Annotated in this window: 12 protein-coding genes and 1 pseudogene; 7 read left to right on the forward strand and 6 right to left on the reverse strand. The window is 61.3% G+C overall.

The genetic code is table 11. The annotated features are described in order from the left end of the window. Positions 1–403 precede the first annotated feature (403 nt). The gene (locus tag G5149_RS01870) at positions 404–3610 is read right to left on the reverse strand and encodes an alpha-amylase family glycosyl hydrolase (protein ID WP_421211330.1); all 3207 of its coding nucleotides are present in this window, start codon (positions 3608–3610) and stop codon (positions 404–406) included. 330 nt (positions 3611–3940) lie between these two features. Between G5149_RS01870 and xseA the strand changes: the two genes are divergently transcribed. Beyond that, positions 3941–5314, forward strand: a complete 1374-nt coding sequence (xseA, locus tag G5149_RS01875) for an exodeoxyribonuclease VII large subunit (protein WP_421211462.1) — start codon at positions 3941–3943, stop codon at positions 5312–5314. Positions 5315–5441: 127 nt separating this feature from the next. Here the strand turns inward: xseA and G5149_RS01880 are convergent, their stop codons facing one another. Beyond that, the gene (locus G5149_RS01880) at positions 5442–6161 is read right to left on the reverse strand and encodes a GntR family transcriptional regulator (RefSeq protein ID WP_005337027.1); all 720 of its coding nucleotides are present in this window, start codon (positions 6159–6161) and stop codon (positions 5442–5444) included. Positions 6162–6408: 247 nt separating this feature from the next. Here G5149_RS01880 and mngA point away from each other — a divergent pair, with 247 nt between their 5' ends. After that, a complete protein-coding gene (gene mngA / locus G5149_RS01885) occupies positions 6409–8355 on the forward strand; it encodes a PTS 2-O-a-mannosyl-D-glycerate transporter subunit IIABC (RefSeq protein WP_005345000.1) in 1947 nt (648 codons plus the stop codon). 86 nt (positions 8356–8441) lie between these two features. After that, a complete protein-coding gene (mngB, locus tag G5149_RS01890) occupies positions 8442–11096 on the forward strand; it encodes a mannosylglycerate hydrolase (RefSeq protein WP_421211331.1) in 2655 nt (884 codons plus the stop codon). 164 nt (positions 11097–11260) lie between these two features. Here mngB and G5149_RS01895 read toward each other — a convergent pair whose 3' ends face one another. Together G5149_RS01895 and G5149_RS01900 are read right to left on the reverse strand one after the other, a co-directional pair. Further along, positions 11261–12250: a D-alanine--D-alanine ligase gene (locus tag G5149_RS01895; protein ID WP_005344996.1), complete on the reverse strand. Its 990-nt coding sequence runs from the start codon at positions 12248–12250 to the stop codon at positions 11261–11263. Between the two features lie 204 nt (positions 12251–12454). Next, positions 12455–13063: a 2OG-Fe(II) oxygenase gene (locus G5149_RS01900; protein WP_005344994.1), complete on the reverse strand. Its 609-nt coding sequence runs from the start codon at positions 13061–13063 to the stop codon at positions 12455–12457. Positions 13064–13413: 350 nt separating this feature from the next. Between G5149_RS01900 and G5149_RS01905 the strand changes: the two genes are divergently transcribed. Both G5149_RS01905 and G5149_RS01910 read left to right on the forward strand, forming a co-directional pair. Continuing rightward, positions 13414–13890 (forward strand): glutathione peroxidase, encoded by a 477-nt coding sequence (locus G5149_RS01905; protein ID WP_421211334.1) that lies wholly within the window; start codon positions 13414–13416, stop codon positions 13888–13890. Between the two features lie 161 nt (positions 13891–14051). After that, a complete protein-coding gene (locus G5149_RS01910; RefSeq protein ID WP_421211336.1) occupies positions 14052–15440 on the forward strand; it encodes a DEAD/DEAH box helicase in 1389 nt (462 codons plus the stop codon). Between the two features lie 111 nt (positions 15441–15551). On the opposite strand, the gene hutW is transcribed toward G5149_RS01910, so the two are convergent. Then, positions 15552–16913, reverse strand: coding sequence for a heme anaerobic degradation radical SAM methyltransferase ChuW/HutW (gene hutW / locus G5149_RS01915; RefSeq protein WP_421211338.1), 1362 nt, complete (start codon positions 16911–16913; stop codon positions 15552–15554). Between the two features lie 256 nt (positions 16914–17169). Here hutW and G5149_RS01920 point away from each other — a divergent pair, with 256 nt between their 5' ends. Then, positions 17170–18765 (forward strand): methyl-accepting chemotaxis protein, encoded by a 1596-nt coding sequence (locus G5149_RS01920; RefSeq protein ID WP_421211340.1) that lies wholly within the window; start codon positions 17170–17172, stop codon positions 18763–18765. Between the two features lie 102 nt (positions 18766–18867). Here G5149_RS01920 and G5149_RS01925 read toward each other — a convergent pair. Continuing rightward, positions 18868–19883, reverse strand: a pseudogene (locus G5149_RS01925) (S66 family peptidase). A 265-nt stretch (positions 19884–20148) separates the two neighbouring features. Here G5149_RS01925 and G5149_RS01930 point away from each other — a divergent pair. Further along, positions 20149–20991, forward strand: coding sequence for a patatin-like phospholipase family protein (locus G5149_RS01930; protein WP_421211342.1), 843 nt, complete (start codon positions 20149–20151; stop codon positions 20989–20991). Positions 20992–21007 lie beyond the last annotated feature (16 nt).

A 21007-nucleotide genomic window follows, 5' to 3' on the forward strand; every position in this document is an offset into this window, starting at 1 on the left:
ACACACCCATTCATGGGACAAACATCAGGCTGCATCAGCATGTTTGACCAGCCACACTGAAGGCAGCTCACCATCTCCCCTTTTAAAGCCCGTTATTAAGTGGATCATGTTGATATGCTGCCACATGGCAGCATGAATCATGCTCGTCACAGGAGGGGCATAGGGTGGATACGGCATATTTCTCCAAGGTGGGTTCCTGCTGCCAATGTCGATGATGCGCACCACTTTGGGGCGAAAGCACCATAACAGAGCAAGCCACCCTCGGATGCCGCTTGCTCCCAAGCGATGTCGACGCTACTGCTTATTGCCTTCCCCGTCTGGTCCATCTCCCTCGATCCCTTGATATGCGGCATAAAAAAGTCGGCCCCAAGGCCGACTCGCTGCACACTGTGACAGACTTTCCTTATTTGAGATATTTACCGTCAACGCCCACCTTGCCCGGGCCGTTCAGTACCCAGACCCGTGCCGAATAGGCGGGCACCGCAAAGCTCAGACTGCCGTTGCTGACGTTCTGACTCGCGCCGGTCACCGCATCCGTATAGGTGCCGTTCTTCAGGCCACTCAGGTTTATTTGCTGGGCCGAACTGGCCGCGAGGCCCACGGCAGCGTAGCTGCCTTGAGCGCTCAGGTCACGCACGAAGCTGATGCCGCTGCTCCACTCGTTCACCTGGCTCATGGGCGCCTTCTGCAGGGCGGGCACCGCCTTGCGGATCTGGTTCAGGCGCTTGATGTGCTGGTAGAGCGGGTGGCTCGGAGTGGCCGGGTTGTCCAGCACCTCCCCGTAGTAGGCACGACCAGTCTGATCCACCGTCATGGTGGCCCCGTCGATATCCTGAGGCTTGCCCGCCTGGAACATCACCTCCTCCCCGTAGTAGAGGGTCGGGATGCCCCGCGCCGTCCAGAGCAGGTTGTAGGTCATGGCCGCATTGCCCTCTTCCCCGCCGTAGCGGTACTTGAAGTCGTTGTCCGGCCCCACGTCATGGTTCTGGAAGAAGGTGATGAGCTTGGTGGCATCCCCATAGACCCAGTCCATGGCAAAGATCCCGCCCACCCCGCCAAAGCTCCCCCGGGTAACGTTGTCACGGAAGGTGGAGAAGAGGGAGAAGTCCAGCACAGAGAGGCCGGAATCGCCCCCTGCCCGGGGATCCGCCGGGTTCGGCGTGGTGCGGGTATACCACCAGGGACGGATCACCGCCGAGGCATTGTCGTTGGCCAGCTCAGAGCCCCAGCCGGTGCCCTTGACCAGGTTCTCGCCAAAGACGAACAACCCCGGCTTGTGGGCCTGCCAGTCGTGGACATAGGTCAGCAGCTCGTCCCGCTCGATGTGCTTCAAGGTATCGATGCGAATGGCGTCAACCCCCATGTCGAGGTACTGGCGGATGGCGCCGTTGAGGTAGTCCTTGACGTTCTGGTTGCCGGTGGCGAGATCGATGCAATCCCCCGCCATGTGTTTGCGCTGCAGGGCGAGCGGGCTCTCCCAGTCACCGCCTGACATGAAACCGTCTAGGTGATACCAGGCGGGATCCAGGGTCTGGGCGTCGATGCCGAAGAAGCGGTTGGGGTTGTAGCCAGCACTCGGCACGGTGGCGCCTGTCTTGGGGTCCACCAGAGGCTGGGTGCCCGCCGGATCGGACTGGCAGCGGGCCTTGTACCAGTCGGGAGCAACCGGGTTGTCGTCGTCACAGCGGTTGGCGCTGGCGTAGTCCCCGAGGTTGCCCTGATAGGGGCCGTTGTTGATGAGCCCCTGGCTCGACCCCGCCGGTACGTAGTATTTGACGGGCAGGCGATCGATCCAGGTCTTGCCGCGCAGGCCGTACTGGCTCGAGTGGTTGAGCACCACATCCTGGATCACCTTGAGCCCCTTGGCGTGGGCCGCCTGGATGAACTCCCGGTAACCCGCCCCCGGCGACTCCAGACGGGGATCGACCCGGTAGAAGTCGTAGGCGTGGTAGCCGTGGTAGTCGAGGCCGGAGCGGTTCTCCACCGGTGGCGTCACCCAGATGGCGGTGAAGCCGAGATCCTTGATGTAGTCGATCTTGGCGATCAAGCCCTTGAAGTCGCCGCGCCAATGGGGATCCCCCGCCTTGTAGCGATCCCGGTTATGGTAGTTGTTGCTGGGATCGCCATCATAGAAGCGGGCGGTCAGCAGGAAGTAGATGCTCTCGGCACGAAAATCGCCGCTCGCCACACCCTGCTCGCCGATACGGTACTCGAAGCGCTGCTCGCGCTGATTGCCGCTGGCGTCAATGGCAAGGGTGCGGATCACCAGATCAGTGCCGCTCCCCTTGTCGCTCGCCACCAAGGGCTGGCCTGCATAGCGGGCCGACGCAGTGGTGGGCTGGCTGCCGTCCGTGGTGAAATGCACGGCGGGGGCGCTGTCCTGATCGTCGCTCACCCCCAGGGTGATGGACTGGCTGTCCAGATAACTCCCCGGGGCCGGGGTGGCCGTCACCGTGGGGGCCTGCAGATCGGCCCCGGCCAGCGTCTCCACCTCGATGGCCTTGCGCAGGCTGTCAAAGCAGATGCGATAGCGGGTGTTGGCGCTAACCAGGTAATCCTGGGCCGGATACGCCTCGGTCCAGTCCCCCTTGTGGTCAATCTTGAAGCGGGGGTTGTTACTGCCAAAGGCCTGCTCGGTGCAGAAGGTGGTACCATCCTCGATGGTCATGGGGGTGAGCCCCCAGTTGTTGGTCGTGCCCCGGAAGTACCAGCTGTCGCTGCTCTGTCCTGCCCCAACCACCACGCTCACGCTGCTGCTGCCCTTGGCGCCCTGATCGTCGGTGACCGTGAGGCCATAGGTGAAGGTGCCGGTCTGGGTGGTGCTGACGACGATGCTCTCCGTGGTCTCGCCGCTGCTCCACAGATAGCTCGTGATCTGGCCGTCGGGATCCGTAGAGTCGCTGCCGCTCAAGGTCAGTGACGCCCCCTGGGTCACATTCACCGTGCTCCCCGGGGTGATGACCGCGAGCGGCGGCTGGTTGTCATCCCCAAGGGGGGTGATGCTGTAGACCAGGGTCTGGTCGTTGACCTGGATGCGCACCGTACCCACGGCGTTCCAGAAGATGTCGCCGCCACTTTTCTCCAGCACGCCGTCGCCGTTGCTGTCGCCAAAGTTGACGGCCCAGTCGCCAGCCTGATCAAACTTGAGGCGCTGGCTCGCCTTGCCATCCATGTAGGCTTCCACCTGCCACAGGTGATCCCCTACCAGAGTCATGGGGAGGCTGGCCCAGCCGTTGAAGGTGCCGCGTACGTTGAGTTGCGGCAAGGTGCTGGCAAACCCCGAGGCCTCGCAACTGGCCACCGCCGTCGCGCTCACCGCCTGAGTGCTGGCGTTGATGCGGATCTGGTACGCCGTGTTGGCATTGACCCCGTAGTCGGCCGCCGGGTAGCTCTGCTGCCAGTTGCCGTACCTGTCTATCTTGAAGCGCGGTCCGCCGCTGGCATCCCCGCTCACGAAGCGCTGGCAGGTATCAAAATTGACGCCGTCCGTCGACGTCATGGCGGTCGCCGCCCATCCATTCGCGGTGCCCCGGAAGAACCACTCCGCCGCCGACGTCGGCGCCGTGATCAGGGTTCCCAACAATCCGGCCGCGAGTATCCATCTAGCCATTGATAGTCCTTTATTTTCATTGTTTTGTGTGTGATGCCGGTGTGCCCCGGCATTCCCCCATCCGCTACAGTCCCGCCTTCGGATGAGCCCGATCAGTCTAGAGTTCCCCATAACCAATTCATGGCGAATACGCGCAAAATGTGACCACCATCGACTTCGCTATTGGCTGTATGTGATTGATAGCGCTTTCATTTCCATGCAACACCGATTTGCAGGGAGGAGTGACCAACCTGATCCATTGACTCGGCGGACGAGGTGAAGTGGGGTAAGATGGCGACATTGTTTCTCTCCTCCGCCTTCGCTGGCGAGGAACCGTGCGCAGGAACCGCCTTGAACTATCGCAACGAATCCGGCCAAAACAGGCAACAGCAGGTCTTTACTGTCACCCGCCTCAACAGCGCCGTGCGCATGATCCTGGAGCAGGATCTGGGGCTGGTGTGGCTGACCGGCGAGCTCTCCAATCTGGCGATGCCAAGCTCCGGCCACTGGTATTTCTCGCTTAAGGACATGTCGGCGCAGGTACGCTGCGCCATGTTCAAGGGCAACAACCGGCGGGTGGCCTTCCGCCCGCAGGATGGCATGCAGGTGCTGGTGCAGGCGCGGGTCTCCCTCTATGAGCCGCGCGGCGACTACCAGCTGATCATCGAATCGATGCAACCCGCAGGCGATGGCGTGCTGGCGCTGCGTTTTGAAGAGCTCAAGCGCCGCCTCGGCGCCGAGGGGCTGTTTGACGAGAGCCGCAAGCGGCCGCTGCCCCGCGAACCGCGGGCGGTGGGCCTTGTCACCTCCGCCACCGGCGCGGCTTTGCACGATATGCTGACCGTGCTTAAACGGCGTGCGCCGGATCTGCCGGTCTTTATCTACCCGACTCAGGTACAGGGCAGCGCCGCCATCAGCCAGATCGTCGCGGCGATCGCCAAAGCGAACCAGCGCGCCGAGGTGGATGTGCTGATCGTCGGCCGTGGTGGCGGGTCGCTTGAAGATCTCTGGTGCTTTAACGAAGAGGTGGTGGCGCGTGCCATTGCCCACTCAGCCATCCCTGTGGTGAGCGCGGTGGGCCACGAGGTGGATGTCACCATCAGCGACTTTGCCGCCGACTTGCGTGCCCCTACCCCGTCGGCCGCCGCCGAGCTGGTGGCGCCGGATCAGAGCGCCCGGGCCCAGCGTCTCGTTCACCTCAAGCAGCGACTTCTGCAGGCAATGAACCGCCAGCAGACCGCCGCCCGCCACGATTTCATCCTGCTGCAAAAGCGGCTCGACCATCAGGATCCGAAGCGGCGGCTGGAGCAGCAGTCCCAGCGCCTCGACGAACTTTCTGCCCGTTTGCAGCAACTGCTGCGCCAGCGGTTGCATCAGGGAGAGCGGCGCCTCGCCAATCTTGAGCTGCGTCTGCAGAGCAAGAGCCCGGAGCGTTTGCTGGCTGCTGGCAAGCGCCGCCATCAGCTGGCCGAGGAGCGGCTTCATGCCCTGATTGCCAAGCGCCAGGATCTGGCAAGCCACCGCCTCGCCATGCTTACCGCCCGCCTCGACGGTGTGAGCCCGCTCGCCACCCTAGGACGCGGCTACTCCATCACCCGCACTCCACGCGGCGAAGTCATCAGCCGCGCCGATCAGGTCAACCGTGGCGACCAGCTCGTCACCACCCTGGCACAAGGGAGCCTGCAGGTGCGGGTCGAGGAAGTTATCAAAGACTCAGCGCAGTAAATCAGCTGCATCAAACCACCAGCCAATCTGCTATTTAGCCCGGCATCGACCCGTTAATCGGTCAAACAAAAAGGCCACCACCGCAAACAGGGTGGTGGCCTTTTTCATCTCGGGTGCTGGCGTCTGCTCACCCCTTGGCGCGGCGCGCCACCAGGGTGAACTTGTAATCATCGCTCTTGAAGAAGTTGCGACTGAACTCGAACACGGTGCCATCTTGCAAGAAGCCACGGGAGACCTTCTCGATAATGGGCTTGGCAGGGTCGATACCGAGCGCCTCCACCACCTGCGCCGAGGGGAGCACCGGAATGATCTCCTGCTCGCTGCGGTCAATCACCAGCTGCTTTACCTCCTCGATGTAGTGGTACTTCGACCCCTGCATCACCGCATAGCTGAGATCGGGGAAGAGGGCGAGCGGCATCCAGGTCTCCTCCAGCGTTACCGCGATCTGGCGAATAAAGCGCACCCGCTTGACGTAGTAGACCAGCGCCCCTTCCAGCAGATTGAGCCGCTCGGCCAGCTCGCTGCTCGCCTTGATCACCTCGAAGGCAAGAATGTCGCTGTGAGTCTCGGCCGCCGGATCGGTCACCTTCTCATAGAGGCTGGTGAGCTGGTAGATGTCGTAGTTCACCTTCTCCTGCCGCACGTAGCTGCCACTGCCCTGAATGCTCTCGATGACGTTGAGTTCGGTCAGCTGCTTGAGAGCCTGACGCACCGTTACCCGGCTCACCCCGAACTGCTCGCGCAGCTCGGCTTCGGTGGGCAGGGCATCGCCGGGGGCCAGCTCCCCTTGCGCAATCCACTGCTGGATGGTGTCGGCTATCTGGCGATACATGGGTTTTTTCGACACGAAAGGCCACCTCGTCGGCTCTGCACCATGATAAATGGAAGAGGCGCCATTCTACCCCAGTTGCCCGGCAGACAAAACGGCTCGGCCCCATTTGACCTAACAAATCACCTTGAACAAACAATACAAAAACAATACAAATAACGAATTGTATGATACCACTCACAAAAATCAGTCGGCCGGTTTGTTAGCATCGCTGTCACTTTCACCATGACGGCTTGCTGGCAAGCCAACCTGACAGAGGATCATCATGAATCTGACCAGTCTTACCGGCCCCCATCTCATCACGTTGCAAACCCGGTTTGCCGATCGGGATGCAGCCATTCATGCCCTGGCTGATCGGCTCGATCATGCCGGCAAGCTGCACGACAAGGCCGCCTTTCTGGCTGCGGTCATGGCCCGCGAGGCGCAGGGCCCCACCGCCCTTGGCGAAGGGCTGGCGGTGCCACACGGCAAGTGCGATGCGGTGCGCGAAGCGGCCTTTGCCGTCGCTACCCTGAGCGAGGAGCTGGGCTGGGAGGGGATCGACGGCCCCGAGCCGGTCAACCTGATCTTCATGCTGGCGATCCCGACCGATCAGGCGGGCTCCACCCATATGCAGCTGCTCACCACCCTCACCACTGCCCTGGTGGATGACGATACCCGCGAGGCGGTGCTGGCGGCCCAAAGTGCCGAGCAGCTGATGGCACTGCTCGATGGTGAAGGGGATAGCGGCAAGCAATCAGAAAAAGAAGACAAATCAGATACAAATCAACCCACTGTGGTCTGTGTCACCGCCTGTCCGGCGGGGATCGCCCACACCTATATGGCCGCCGAGTATCTGGAAAAGGCGGGGCGCAAGCTGGGCATTCGGGTACTGGTCGAGAAGCAGGGTGCCAACGGTATCGAGGATCGCCTGCCGCAAGAAGCGCTCAATGCTGCCGTAGCCTGCATCTTCGCCGCCGAGGTGGCCATCAAGGAGCAGGAGCGTTTTGCAGGCATCCCCCGGATCGAGACGCCGGTGGCCGAGCCCATTCGCCATGCCGAACGGATCCTGAATGATGCGCTGGAAGCAGCCAAGGCCGGACGCACAGCCCCGAAACCCAACCCCGGTCAGAGTGACGCGCCGACCGGCAAAAAGGTGAGCCTCAAGACCGAGCTCAAGCAGGCGCTGCTGAGCGGCATCTCCTTTGCCGTGCCGCTGATCGTGGCGGGCGGTACCGTGCTCGCCGTCTCTGTGCTGCTGGCCCAGATCTTCGGCCTGCAACATCTGTTTGATACCGAGAACTCCTGGCTCTGGATGTACCGCAAGCTGGGCGGTGGCATGCTGGGCACCCTGATGGTGCCGGTGCTGGCGGCCTATACCGCCTATTCGCTGGCAGACAAACCGGCGCTCGGCCCGGGCTTTGCGGCGGGACTGGCCGCCAACATGATTGGCTCCGGCTTCCTCGGCGGCGTGGTCGGTGGTCTTATCGCCGGTTACCTGATGCGCTGGGTCAAGCAGCATGTGCGCCTTAGCCCCAACTTCAACGGCTTTCTCACCTTTTACCTCTATCCGGTGATCGGCACCCTGGTGGCGGGCAGCCTGATGCTGTTTGTCATCGGCCAGCCGGTAGCCTGGCTCAACAACAGCCTTACCGAGTGGCTCAACGGCCTCTCCGGCACCAATGCGCTGGTACTGGGCGCCCTGCTCGGTTTTATGTGCTCGTTTGACTTGGGTGGCCCGGTCAACAAGGCGGCCTACGCCTTCTGCCTCGGCGCCATGGCCAACGGGGTCTACGGCCCCTACGCCATCTTCGGCGCGGTCAAGATGGTCTCGGCCTTTACCGTCACCTTCTCCACCATGCTGGCGCCGCGCCTGTTCCAGACCTTCGAGATCGAGACCGGCAAGTCCACCTGGCTACTGGGGCTGGCGGGGATCACCGAGGGTGCCATTCCAATGGCCATCGAAGATCCAATCCGGGTGATCGGCTCCTTCCTCGCAGGCTCGGTGGTCACCGGCGCCATGGTGGGTGCCATGGGGATTGGTCTCTCCACCCCGGGGGCCGGCATCTTCTCCCTCTTCCTGCTCCACGATGGCGGCCACGGCGCCCTGATGGCTGCCGCCGTCTGGCTCGGTGCGGCGCTGGTGGGCACCCTCATCTCCACTGTGGTGCTGATCGGCTGGCGCCGTCACGCCATGCAGCGCGGCACCTATCAGGTGGTCGCCGCAGAGTAAGGCTCATCTTCACCACCGTTTTTTCAACAGACTATTTTTCCGCACGGCAGGCAAGGGCCGCCGTGCGTCAGCAAAGGATCATTGTCATGACAGTTTCACGAGTTCACATCACGCCGCACATGCACTGGGATCGGGAGTGGTACTTCACCACCGAGGAGTCCCGCATCCTGCTGGTCAACAACATGGCGGAGATCCTGGCGCGTCTTGAATCCGACCCCGACTACAAGTTCTATGTGCTGGACGGCCAGACCGCAGTGCTGGAGGATTACTTCGCCATCCAGCCCGAGAACAAGGCCCGGGTGAAGGCGCTGGTGGAAGCGGGCAAACTCATCATTGGCCCCTGGTACACCCAGACCGACACTATGCAGGTGAGCGGTGAGTCCATCCTGCGCAACCTGCTCTACGGGATGCGCGACTGCCTTAGCCTTGGTGAGCCGATGAAGATCGGTTACCTGCCCGACTCGTTCGGCATGTCCTCCCAGCTGCCCCACATTTTCAACGGCTTCGGGATCGAGCGGGCCATGTTCTGGCGCGGTTGCTCCGAGCGCCACGGTACCGACAAGACCGAGTTCCTCTGGCAGAGCAACGATGGCAGCGAGGTGACCGCCCAGGTGCTGCCGCTCGGCTACGCCATCGGCAAGTACCTGCCGGAAGATGAGGAGGGGCTGCGCAAGCGGCTCGAATCCTACTTCGAGGTGCTGGAGAAGGCCTCGGTCACTCAGGATATCCTGCTGCCCAACGGCCACGATCAGATGCCACTGCAACAGAACATCTTCGCCATCATCGACAAGCTGCGGGAGATCTACCCCCAGCGTGAATTCCACATGAGCCGCTTCGAGCAGGTCTTCGAGCGCATCGAGGCGTGCCGCGACCAACTGGCCACCCTCAAGGGGGAGTTCAACGACGGCAAATACATGCGGGTACACCGCACCATCTCCTCCACCCGGATGGACATCAAGTTGGCCCACGCAGCCATCGAGAACAAGATCGTCAACATCCTCGAACCGCTGGCGAGCATCGCCTGGGCGCTCGGCTTCGAGTACCACCACGGGCTGCTCGAGAAGATGTGGAAGGAGATCATGAAGAACCACGCCCATGACAGCATCGGCTGCTGCTGCAGCGACAAGGTGCATCAGGAGGTGATGACCCGCTTCATTTTGGCCGACGACATGGCCGAGAACCTGATCCGTTTCTACATGCGCAAGATTGTCGACAACATGCCTGTGGCGCTGTGCGAAGACGGGGTGCAGGTAGCCGACAAGCTCTGCCTGTTCAACCTGATGCCCTTCCCCCGTCAGGAGGTGATCAACACCAGCATCCGCATTCGCGCCCAATCCTTTGCCCTGAGCGATGAGGCGGGCCAGCCGGTCCCCTACTTCATCCGCGCCAGACGAGAGATTGACCCGGGACTGGTGGACAGACAGATCGTGCACTACGGCAACTACGACCCCTTTATGGAGTACGACATCCAGCTCTGCTATCCGCTGCCGGCCATGGGCTACTGCACTCTCCATATCGAGGGCAATCAGCCGGGACTGGAGCAGCCGGTGACGGCCAGCGGCGAGCTGCTGGAGAACGATTTTTACCGCATCGCCCTCAACGACAACGGCACCCTGCAGATCCTGGACAAGCTGCGCGGCACCACCTTTGATCAGGTGCTCACGCTCGAAGAGGGCTCCGATGATGGCGACGAGTATGACTACTCACCATCGCGGGACGAGTGGTTGCGCTACTCCACCGAGTTTGCGGTGACCCGCGAGATCACCCATCAGGCGTGGCAGAGCATCGCCACTCTCAAACTGCGTATGGCCTTGCCTGCCAACCTCGCCGAGCGTGCCAACCGCCAGTGCAGCGGCCACCTCGATGTCACCTGCCGCATCACGTTGGCGCATCAGAGTCCGCGCATCGACATCGAGCTGGAGCTCGACAATCAGGCCGATGATCACCGGGTGCGAGTGCTAATCCCCACCCCCTTCCCGAGCGACACCGTTGTCTCTGACAACCAGTTTGGCTGCATCACCCGCCCCACCCGCGACAGCGCCATGGCGAACTGGGAAGCGGAGGGGTGGAAAGAGGCCCCCATTCCGGTCTGGCAGCTGATGAACTTCGTCGCCCTGCAAGATGGCAAGCAGGGGCTGGCGGTGCTGAGCGACGGTCTGCGCGAGTTTGAAGTGATCGGCGAGCAGTGCGACACCCTGGCGCTCACCCTACTGCGCGGGGTCGGCGTACTCGGCAAAGAGGAGCTGCTGCTACGCCCGGGCCGCCCCTCCGGCATCAAGCTGCCGACCCCGGACTCTCAGGTGCGCGGCAAGCTCAGCTGCCGTTTCAGCCTGCTGGCGTTTGCCGGTGATCACATCAGCGCCAACGTGATGCAGGCGGCGCGCAGCTACCTCACACCGGTACGCTGCTACAACAAGATCCCGTTCGATGCCATGAAGCTCAACAAGGCAAGCTTCACCACCCCGCGCCACTTCAGCCTGCTCACCATGGATCCCTCCGGTCCGGTGCTGAGCGCCCTGAAAAAGGCCGAAGATGAAGAGGCGCTGGTGATCCGGGTCTACAACCCGAGCGAGCAGGCGGTGCTGGAGGGTGGCAAGGTGGCCAGCCAGCACACCCTGAGCGACTGGCAAGCGGTGCGGATGGACGAGCAGCCCCTGCCCCTTGAGCTGGCTGCTGGCGAGTTTGGCGAACTGGCGCCCTGCCACTCCCGCAGCGTGCGCTTTCGGGTGGCTCGCGGCTAACCGCCGGTAACACCCACAGGTAGCAACAGGCGAGGAAGAGTCATCCCCGCCTGTTTATCCCTTCAAGCTGGCCTGCCCCGCTTGATAAAGACATAAAAAAATCCCCGCCAATTGGCGGGGATTTTTATTGGGTTCTGCTTCATCCCGCGAGCGGGAGAACACGCTTAGCTGGCCTTGCGCAGGATCTGCTCAAGGTAGTCAGAGAAGCGGTGACCGTGATGCTCCAGCAGTTTCGGGAACATGGAGATGGAGGTCATGCCCGGGAAGGTGTTGATTTCATTCAGCAGGATCTCCCCCTCCTCGGTCAGGAAGAAGTCGATGCGCGAGAGATGGGTCAGTTTCAGCTGACGGAACGCCTTGAGGGCATAGTCGTGAATCGCATCGGCCTGCGCCTGGGTCAGCCCCTCGGCACGCAGCGCAGTCTCGGTATGGCTGGCGCTGCTGTACTTCTCTTCATAGGTGTAGAACTTGTCCTGCGGCACGCAGATCTCGCCCGGATAAGTCGCCACCAGCTCGTCACCGTACTGGTAAACCGCTACTTCCAGCTCGCGCGGCTTGACCGCTTTCTCGATCAGAACCTGTTCGGAGTAACCGAAGGCATCGGCAATACCTTTTACCAGATCCGCTTCGTTGCTGGCGGAGTAGCAGCCAACGGAAGAGCCCTGGGAAGCGGCCTTGATAAAGACCTTGCCCCACTTGGCCAGCGCGGCTTTGGCCTCGGCGAGCGCCGCCTCATTTTGCTCGGTCAGGAACAGGTACGGGGTGTTGGGAATACCGATAGCGGAGAGCCACAGCTTGGTGCTGATCTTGTTGAAGCAGATCTTGCTCGCCTCGGCATCGCAACCGAGATAAGGCAATCCGGCCAGCTCGAGGAAGGATTGCAGATCGCCGGTCTCACCCGGGTAGCCGTGGATGCAGGGCACCACGTAATCCACCGGACGGGCCACGCTGTCAAACGAAAGCAGCTTGTCGAGCCCCAGCTTGCACTCGCGGCCATCGGCACTGAGCCAGCGATCGGCGAACATCTCGACGCGGGTCACTTCGACACCGGGCAGAAGGCCCAGTTGTTGCTCGAGGAAATTGGCGCTGCGCAGAGAAACCTCGTGCTCGGAGCCACCGCCGCCGCACAGCAGCAAGACATGCATGTTCTTCATTAGATGTGATCCCTTGGGAAAAGCGGCCTCGTCATGACCATTTGATAAGCCAACCACCATAAAAACCGGACGAAGCCAGATACGAACATAAGTGCGCGCCAGTGTAGCAAGGGAGATCAACCCTTGTCAGCTGATGGGAGACCCATGACCCCACTTCTTGCAGTGAAAAGTCTCCCCTGTGTCAAAATCGGGACACATTGCCCCTCAGCGCGGGGGATCGACCCTTCCCATGCCGTTGCCATTGACCCGAAACCAGCCGGCAATGCTGTAGCGCTCCTGATTGGCAGGCAGCACCTCGTGGGGAAACTCCTCGGAGAGAAACATGACCAGCCGCCCCCCCTTGGGGCTGACATCCATCAGAAACTGCTCCTTGTCGTCATACATGCGCAGCACTCCACCCGCTTCGGGCAGCCAGTCGTTGTTGAGGTAAAACACGGTGGTAAGACGGCGGTTGGAGCGACCGGCAAAGGCATCCCGATGGGTGGCGTAAAAATCCCCGCTGCGATAGCGGGCGAAGTGGGCCTCGTAGTCGAACAATCCCAGCATCAGCATCCGGTTGGCGGCAAGACGCAGGGACTCCATCCGGGCGAGATAGTCGGCCACCGGCGCACCGAGGGAGGGCTCCAGCCAGTGGATCTGGTCACGGCGAATATCGGGATTGCCCTGATGCAGGGCGTCACGGCCGATCCCGGCCGGTTGCCATTCGCTTGGCAAACAGGCTTTGAGGGCATCCACCTCGGCGGCGGTCAAAAAATCATCCACTATCACCCATCCCCGGGTGTAAATGGCATCCATGGCAGCTTGATAGTCCAAGATTGGCTCACAATGAGTGGAGAGAGGGCGCTTTGTAGCGACTTACCGGCAAAGTCACAAACCGGTTTGCTTCTCTTGAGAAGTCCCACCATCAATACGCGAGTTGCTGCCCGCCTCCCCGCATTTTTGTCGCCAGTTGTGATCCCGCGCTGCCAAGGAGCGTATTGGCAGTCGAAACTGTGATGGCCCTTGCAATCGGGACGAGGAGGCGCCGCGGCCTCCTTGCGGTACCAAGAGCCAACCGATACCGTAGCCGCATCGCCATGTTGCTGTTCATCCGGCGCTTGTCTCTGTCACCGACCGAACCACTCACGGCACAACCCGCGCATCACCCACGAAAGGATCTTCTTATGCCTCTGCCCGATCTCACTTTGCAACGACTGGATGGTACCCCCTACCCGCTGACTCAACTGGCGGGCAAGGTGGTGCTGGTGGTCAATGTGGCCAGTCGCTGCGGCTTTACTCCCCAATATGAAGGGCTGGAAGCCCTCTATCGGGAACTCGGCCCCAAGGGGCTGGTGATTTTGGGCTTCCCCTGCAACCAGTTTGGCAATCAGGAGCCGGGGGATGCGGACGAGATCGCCCGCTTCTGCTCTCTCGACTATCCGGTCAGCTTCCCCATCATGGCCAAGTGCGATGTCAACGGTGAACAGGCCCACCCCTTCTATCAATGGCTCAAGAAAGAGAAACCGGGGCTGCTGGGGCTCGAAAACGTCAAATGGAACTTCACCAAGTTCCTGATCGACCGTGATGGCAAGGTGGTTGACCGCTTTGCTCCCACCACCAAGCCGGAGAGTCTGGTCACCCCCATCCGCGACCTGCTCTGATTGCTTTTCGCGATACAAAAGAGCGGCCGGTACAACAGCTACTGCGCAGCGGCCGCTCTTTTGCTATATTACGCCCCCGTTATCATTTCCATATCGTGGCTGGCCCCAACGCGCTGGCCACCCGTTGAGCCAAAGGCTCATCTCAGGAGTTTCTCTCGAACATGTCATTCAACGAACTGGGTCTGTCCCCGCACATCCTGCGGGCCGTCAAGGAGCTGGGTTACGAACAGCCAACCCCCATCCAGCAGCAAGCCATTCCGGCTATTCTGGCGGGTCAGGATGTGCTCGGCGGTGCCCAGACAGGCACAGGCAAAACGGCCGGTTTCACCCTGCCGATGTTACAGCGTCTGCTGGCCAACCATGGCCGCGGCCGACGTCAGGTGCGCGCCCTGGTGCTCACCCCGACCCGCGAACTGGCGGCACAGGTGGGCGAGAGCATCATCAAGTATGCCCACCACCTGCCGTTCAAGACTCTGATCGCCTATGGCGGTGTCAGCATCAAGCCCAATCTGGACGCCATCAAGCTGGGGGTGGACATTCTGGTCGCCACCCCGGGCCGTCTGCTGGATCTGCTGACCCAGGGCGCCCTGACCCTGAGCCAACTGGAAGTGTTGGTACTGGATGAAGCGGATCGCATGCTCGACATGGGCTTTATCGTCGACATCCGCCGCATCATGAAGGCGCTGCCTGCAGAGCGGCAAACCCTGCTCTTCTCTGCCACCTTCTCAAACGACATCAAGGCGCTGGCGGATGACCTGCTGAACGACCCCACCCTGATCGAGGTGGACCCCAGCAATACTGCCGCGGAGCAGGTGACCCAACGCATCATTCAGGTGGATCGGGAACGCCGCCGCGAGCTGCTCTCCCACATGATTGGCCGTGGCAACTGGCAGCGGGTGCTGGTCTTTGTTCGCACCAGGCAGATCGCCGACCGCCTCGCCCAGCAGATGCAAAAAGATGGCCTCAATACCGTGGCGATCCACGGTGACAAGAGCCAGGGTGCCCGCAACCGGGCGCTGGCCGATTTTCGCAGTGGCGAGGTGCGGGTGCTGGTGGCGACCGATATCGCCGCCCGCGGTCTGGACATCGATCAACTGCCCTACGTGATCAACTTTGAACTGCCCCAGATGGCGGAGGATTACATCCACCGTATCGGCCGTACCGGCCGCGCCGGTCGTGGCGGCGAGGCCATCTCGCTGGTCAGTCAGGACGAGCTGGGTCAGCTCAAGGCGATCGAAGCCCTGATCGGCCAATCCTTGTCCGTGGAGATCCTGGAAGGGTATGAGCCAAGCGGCAAGCCGAGTCGCCAGACTCTGCCGGGCAGCAAGCCGGTGCAGAACCCGCCTCGGTCTCGCGGTCATGCCAACGCCAAGAGCAGCAATGCCAAGGGCAAGCCAGCCGCGGGCAAGGGCAAAGCCAAGGGTGACGCCAGCAAAAAACCTGCACCGGCCCGCAAGCGGGAAGTAGTGGGCGAGGATATCGGCTTTGCGCCAATGCGCCGCTTGCCCAAAGCAATGCGCGACAGCTATCAGGAGAGCAGCGACGAGTAAGCTCGCGCGACGCTAACTGCCAAGCCAAAAGAGGGGGCCTGCAAGGCTCCCTCTTTCGTTATGGATCGCTCGGAGCCATGCAAGTGCTCCGTGCAAATGCTCCGCTCGGGCTCAAACCAGCGAATGGCGTACCGCGGCAGTACCATGGCTGGGCGGCGCAGAACCATCAAGCGGATTGAGCTGCAAGAACTCGAACAAGCCAGCCTGCATATTGACGTTCCAGAAGCGTCCGGCGAGGGTAAGTTGCAAGCGTGCGCTCCCGATCTCGGCCAGCCCGAGCTGCTGCCAGGCGGAAAAAAGCGGCATCAGATGGGTCAGCAAAGGCGCTGGCAGACGATCCAGCGCCAGCACACCGCTGTCGAGGGCGCCACGGAGCAGACCGTCCATCCTTGCATTGGGATTGCGTCCCATCACCATCCCGGGCGCCCGCTTGCCACTGGCCAGCGCGTCATGCCAGGGGGCCAGATCCCGACCATACATCAAGCCGTGGCCAAGAATGCTGCCCCCCGCACCGGCGCCAAAGGGGAGGATCTCCGCACCGCGCTTGGCCATCTGGTTATAACGGCTCTGCTCGGCCGGGCTGCGCCGCCAGTGACTGCAAGAGAGACGCTCCCAGCCGTGGGCTTCCAGTTGCGCCCCGCCATAGGCATACATGGCCGCCCGCTGCTGGCCATCGGCGAGCCAATCCAGGGTGCCCTTCTCCTGCGCTCGCTCCAGATTGGTGCCCTGCATGGCGATGAGCTGGTAGAGATCGACCCCGTGTACACCGCTCGCCATCACATCGCGGATATCCTGCTGCCACACGGCATCATCCTGACCGGGCAGACCAAAGATGAGATCCGCCACGATCACAGCCGCATCATCCCGGGTCAACTCACCCAAACGGGTCAGCAAGGTCTCCCTGTCATCGAAACGGGCAGCCTGCTGACGCACCCGGGTATCAAAGCTCTGCACCCCGAACGAGAAGCGGTTGAAGCCCCCCGCCAACGCCACCTGCCATTTCTCATCATCAAAGCCGTTGAGGCGTCCCTCCAGCGTCACCTCGGCATCCGCCGCCAGAGGAAAACGGCGGATCACGGCGGCCAGCATGGCCAGCTCGTCGGCGCTCATATCAGTCGGCGTACCGCCCCCCACATAGACGGCTGAAAACGGCATGCTCTGCGCCAGCGGGGTGTCAGCCGCCTGCGCAAGGGAGGCGCAGAGGGCGTTGACATAACGGTTGATCCGCGCCGGGTTGGCACCATTTTCAAAGAAATTGCAGAAGCTGCAGCGCTTTCGGCAAAAAGGAATGTGGATGTAGAGGGCGCGCTCCTCAGCTTCACTCTCTCGCTGCCACCAGCTCTGCCAGCCAGCCTCATCCAGCGGGAAGGGGCGCATCCCTCCCCGACTGGCGTGAGCCGAGGTCTTGGCGCTAAAAGCAAACTTGAGGGGATCCGGCGTGGCAATACCGGTCATGGAAGGGGTCAGATTCATGATGGTCACTATTATCAGCAAATAACGACAATGATAACGATTATCGTTACCGGCAATTTGTTCTGGATCAACCCGAGGAGCAGCCCCCCTCCTGAAAGCCATTTTGGCAACCTGCATTACCGATCTGCTTAACAGATTATTTACTCAAGAGTGGTTATCGTGTGCCGATAGAGAACCATCTCCCGCCGTTTCTTCGTCTACGATCAAGATGATACGGGATCACATAACAACACCAAGCGCATGGAACTTGCCCAAAATGCATAACCTCTCCTTGAACTGGAAAATATTCCTCCCTCTTGCGCTGGTCATCAGCACCACCTTTGGCCTCTGCTTCGAGCTCTCCGCCTGGCTGCAACGGGATCTCGCCATCCGGCTGGCAGAGGAGAAAGTTGAGAGCATGGCCAACACCTATATGGATCAGGTGAACGTGCTGATGATGACCGGTGGCATGGCCAACCGGCAGATAGTGCAGACCAAACTCAAGAGTGAAGCGGGCATCGTTGAGGCCCGCCTAGTGCGCGCGCCAGCCGTCAGCAACCTGTTTGGCCCGGGCCACCCGGATCAGAAAGCGCAGGATCCCCTCGATGAGCGTGCCATCAATCAGGGCGAAGCCATCCTGGAGCAGCAGGGCAACCGGCTCACCCTGATCAAACCGTTCAAAGCCTACAAGGAGTATCGCGGCACCCAATGTCTCACCTGTCACCAGGTCAATGAAGGGACCGTAATGGGGGCAGTGCGGATCAGTTATGACCTCAGCCACACCTTCGGCGAGATCCGCCACAACAACCTGATCCTGAGCGGCAGCCTGGCCGCCGTCTTCAGCCTCGGCTTCGGCTTGCTCTGGTGGGTATTGCAACGCTACGTGAAACACCCTCTGCGCCAGCTGCAACTCACCATGATCCGGATGGCCAAAGAGCGCGATCTCGCCCTCCCCCTGGTCAATCACAGCCGGGATGAACTGGGCCAGATGACCCGCGCCGTCAATGATATGGTGCAGGGCTTCCGCCACAGCCTGCAGGAAGTGGAAGGGGCAACCTACCAGCTCTATCAGGAATCAAACCAGATCCGTCAGGTCGCGACCCAGACCGAAAACTCGGCCCGTCAGCAAGAGGGGATGACCACCCAGGTCGCCGCCGCCGTCAGCGAACTGGCCGCCAGCTCTCATGAAGTGCGCGAACATGCCCGCCACAGCGCCGAGCTCTCCGCCCTCACCAATCAGGATGCCGCTGACACCAGTCGCCTCGCCCAGCACTCCATCACCGATATGGGCGAGATGTCGGCAGAGATCGATCGGGTGGATCAGGTGATCCAGCAACTCGACAGCCGCTGCCTGGCGGTTGACGGCGTACTCGAGGTGATCAAGGGGATTGCCGATCAGACCAACCTGCTGGCCCTCAACGCCGCCATTGAAGCAGCCCGGGCAGGTGAGCAAGGCCGTGGCTTTGCGGTGGTGGCCGATGAAGTGCGGGCCCTCTCCAACCGCAGCCGCGCCGCCAGCGAAGAGATCTCCCAGATGATCGCCGCCCTGCAAAATGAGGCCCAGAGCGCTGTTACGGTGATCGGGGATGCAAAAAGCAAGGCCGATGAGAGCATCAGCAAGACCGAAGCGACCCTGGCAGCCATGCAGAACATCATCGAGCGCATCGCCCGCATCAACGACCTCAACGCCCAGATGGCCCAGTCGGCCGAAGAGCAGGACAGGGTCTGCCATGAGGTAGACAGCTCGGTGAGCGATATTCGCAACACCTCCAATGACACCCTGGGTCAGGCGCACGCCGCCAACCTCGCCAGCATTCAGCTGGTGGAGCAGTGCCAGAAACTGGAAGCACTACTGAAAACCTACCGCTGGTAATACCGCCAACTGCAACAAGCGCGACTCTCAGTCGCGCTTGTTATTGCACATGGTTTTTGATGAGCAGTATCAATCACTTCTCAATCCTCTGAGCACATAGCCTCAACAACCATCCCACCAGGGCCCCAGCAAGGTGAGCTGCTGGCGGTCAAGATCGAGTGCCACCTCAATGCCAAGCGGCAACGTCAGCATGGGGTGGGTATGGGCGCAGTCAAACTCCGCCAGAATGGGGAAGCTCGGCTCCCCCACCACCTCCAGCAGGATATCGAGGGGGCGCTTGCCGCTACCCTGATCGTTGAACAACTCGTGCTTGCCGAGGATAAGCGCGCCGATCCGATCAAACACCCCGCACAGCTTGAGGTGGGCGAAGGAGCGCTCCAGCGTCTCGGCAGATTTCAGGCTGTCCTCCAGCAGCAAAATGTCGCCGCGCTCGATGGCCGGCATATAGGGAGAACCCCAGATCCCCGCCATGGTGTTGAGGTTGCCGCCGATCAGTCGCCCCACTACCTGGTCAGAACCCATCGAGATCAGCCGATTGGGCTGGCACTGCTTGGCCCGGGCCTGGTTCTCCCAGTCCAGCCGTTCATCGCTCCATTGTGCTGGCGTAGGCAACGTGCAGGGGACGCCAGCGTCATCGGCCAGCACAATCTGTAAAAAACTGGCCAGCGTCTCATCCACCAGCGGCGGCAACTCACCAAAGGAGGCCACCAGCGCCGGGCCATAAAGGTAACCAGGCCAGTTTGGGCATGGATGCCGAGCAGCAGCGCCGTCACATCGGAGTAGCCAACGATGATCTTGGGATCGCGCTTGAGCGCATCAAAATCGAGATAAGGGAGCAGGGAGTTGGAGTTGCTGCCGCCAATCACCGACATGATGCAGCGCACTTCGGGGTCGCGAATAAGGGCGTTGAGCTCCTCGGCCCGCGCGGCGATGGAGCCGGATCGCCAGTGATCCTGCTGGCCGGTGAGGCTGCCCGCCTTGAGCCTAAAGCCCTGCCCCTCAAGAAAGGCTTTTGCGCGGGCAAAACGCTGCGGGGCCCAGGCGGTCGCCGCGCTGGAGGGGGAGAAAAAAGCGATGGTATCGCCACATCGGAGCAGCGGGGGAACCAATAACGTCATGACACACTCATCCTTGCCAATATCCAGCCATCACAGAGTCGTTGAGACTCCTACACAACCCCTTTGATCACAACGGGTTTATCACTATCGTTTAGAAATACAAAACACTTGATTCATTATTAACAGATATTCTAAACACCATCCCCTTCCTAGAATGACCTCATTGCGATGGCCAACCCCGGTTGGTTGTCAGAACGGTCGGCCTGACAGCCCGAACGTTCTCTTTCCCACTTTTTCTCTCTGACTTATCAATGAGGTGCCTGTCATGAACAAAAACGCATCCCCCAGCGCATTGGTTGTAGAAGGCGGCGCCATGCGCGGCATATTTGCCAGCGGCGTGCTGGATGCGTTTATCGAACGTGACTATCGCCCATTTGACTTCGCCATCGGCGTCTCGGCGGGGGCCACCAACTTGCTGGCTTATCTCGCCAGCCAGCATGGCCGCAGCCACGAGATCCTGACCAAACTGGCGTGCAGCCAGCAGTTTATGGATCCCCTGCGCTTTGCCAAGGGGGGCAATCTGGTGGATATCCACTGGCTGTGGAACACCAGCTGCCGCAAGTATCCCCTCGACATTCACGCCTACCGGGAGACCGGCATCCCCTTCTATGCGGTGGTGACCAATACCCTGACCGGCAAGGCGGAGTACATCCGGGTCAAGCCGGAGAACATGAACGAGGTGCTGCCCGCCAGCTGCGCCATTCCCCTCGCCTCCCACGAATACCCGGAGGTACACGGGGTACCGATGACAGATGGCGGGGTGGCCGACTCCATCCCGGTGATCGAGGCCTACCGCCGCGGTGCCCGTCACCTGACGGTGATCCTCTCCGAGCCGCTCGGCTATCGGCTCAAGCCGATGCCCTTCCCCTGGATGATCCGCACCCTGCTCAAGACCCGCCCCGCGCTGGCACAGGCGCTGGAGCAGCGGGATCGCAGCTACAACGAGGCGCTCGATTTTATCGCCAATCCGCCGGAGGACTGCCAGATCGAGGTGATCGCCCCGGCCGACTACTTCCCCGTCTCCCGTTTCACCCGCGATATCAACAAGCTGGAGATGGGATACGTGATGGGCAAGTGCGCAGGCTATCAGGCCGCCCTGCTCAATTGATAAGGGTTTTACAGGC

Source organism: Aeromonas sp. 600479, assembly GCF_049175515.1.
In the GTDB taxonomy this organism is placed as follows: domain Bacteria; phylum Pseudomonadota; class Gammaproteobacteria; order Enterobacterales; family Aeromonadaceae; genus Aeromonas; species Aeromonas veronii_A.

Coding starts and splice junctions, on each gene's coding strand:
- G5149_RS01905 (WP_421211334.1), top strand. CDS start 13,414: ATGCCTCTGCCCGATCTCACTTTGCAACGACTGGATGGTACCCCCTAC.
- G5149_RS01895 (WP_005344996.1), bottom strand. CDS start 12,250: ATGAAGAACATGCATGTCTTGCTGCTGTGCGGCGGCGGTGGCTCCGAG.
- G5149_RS01870 (WP_421211330.1), bottom strand. CDS start 3,610: ATGGCTAGATGGATACTCGCGGCCGGATTGTTGGGAACCCTGATCACG.
- G5149_RS01920 (WP_421211340.1), top strand. CDS start 17,170: ATGCATAACCTCTCCTTGAACTGGAAAATATTCCTCCCTCTTGCGCTG.
- G5149_RS01930 (WP_421211342.1), top strand. CDS start 20,149: ATGAACAAAAACGCATCCCCCAGCGCATTGGTTGTAGAAGGCGGCGCC.
- mngA (WP_005345000.1), top strand. CDS start 6,409: ATGAATCTGACCAGTCTTACCGGCCCCCATCTCATCACGTTGCAAACC.
- mngB (WP_421211331.1), top strand. CDS start 8,442: ATGACAGTTTCACGAGTTCACATCACGCCGCACATGCACTGGGATCGG.
- hutW (WP_421211338.1), bottom strand. CDS start 16,913: ATGAATCTGACCCCTTCCATGACCGGTATTGCCACGCCGGATCCCCTC.
- G5149_RS01910 (WP_421211336.1), top strand. CDS start 14,052: ATGTCATTCAACGAACTGGGTCTGTCCCCGCACATCCTGCGGGCCGTC.